At 59.0% G+C, this 1121-nt stretch carries 2 protein-coding genes; both read right to left on the reverse strand.

The features are described 5' to 3' along the window. Positions 1-201: 201 nt before the first annotated feature. Entirely contained in the window at positions 202-459 is a 258-nt protein-coding gene (locus ABT116_RS49090; RefSeq protein ID WP_095969171.1) for a MoaD/ThiS family protein, read from the reverse strand. After that, positions 452-1121: GTP 3',8-cyclase MoaA family protein (locus ABT116_RS49095; RefSeq protein WP_502984107.1), on the reverse strand; the 670-nt coding region annotated here is incomplete at its 5' end. The genes ABT116_RS49090 and ABT116_RS49095, both read right to left, overlap by 8 nt.

Genomic DNA, 1121 nt, shown 5'->3' on the forward strand with positions numbered 1-1121 from the left:
CAATCAAAAATGCATTCACTCCCCCAAAAGTAGGATAAATGAAACAAAACGATCACCACTGGACAATTGACCAAGAATGGAGAACGTGGAGATAGATACCACTCGAGCTGGAGCGATCAAGATATAAAAATACTGGACCGGATAACCGAAATAGGACAATACGTCGGCAACCCAGAAATAGCTACGCCGACAATGGTCGGCCTAGCCGCCAGCGAAAGGCGGAAGAATATCGACAGCGCTACCGGAGGCTCGAGACACGTCGCGGGTCAACTCGTCACCGACGAGGAAAGCCGAGACCGACAGCACTCGCGCCATCTCCGGTCCGTATCGCCCGACCAAGACCGCCACCAACTCGGCAAGTGTGTTGTCCGGCGAGATGGCGACTACCTCGCTACGGCAACCGGATACATCCGCTGCAGCAGCAAAGTAACGAACCGAGATCGAATGCGAATCAGCCACCAATCGCTCCCATACTTCTTTCCGGCGGAACGAAGTCCGCGGCGTCGATGCCGTGCCCTGCCCACTTGTTCCACATCGCACCGCGCCACAGATCCGCCAGTTGGTCGTCACTTGCTCCGGACCTGAGCGCGGCACGCAGATCGACTTCGCGGTCGCTGAACAGACATGACCGAATTGTTCCCTCGGCAGTCATTCGGGTCCGGTCGCATTCACTGCAGAACGAGCGGGTCACGGAAGCGATGATCCCTACCGTCATCGTGGTCCCGTCGACACGCCATTCTTCGGCAGGAGCCGACGGATCTTCGCGGCCGATAGCTTCCAATTCGAAACGGCTTCCCAATACGGACAACAATTCAGCCGCGGTCACCATGTTCTCGCGCGCCCATGCATGGTCTGCATCCAGAGGCATTTGTTCGATAAAGCGTAATTCGACGCCGGCTTCGAGGCACCACTGCAAAAGATCCGCCGCGCCGTGGAGCGTTTCACGCATCAGCACCGCATTGATCTTCAGTGGCGCGAGTCCGGCCGCAGCTGCCGCTCGAATTCCCGCGAGAACGGACGGCAACCTGTCTCGACGCGTCAATTCCGGCAGGCCGGGAGTGCCGGGGACCCAGCGGCGGAACTCGGAGCGGTGCGGGTCGACCTCCGCCCATGGGTAGCCG

Source organism: Streptomyces sp. NPDC002130, assembly GCF_040296465.1.
Lineage (GTDB): Bacteria > Actinomycetota > Actinomycetes > Streptomycetales > Streptomycetaceae > Streptomyces.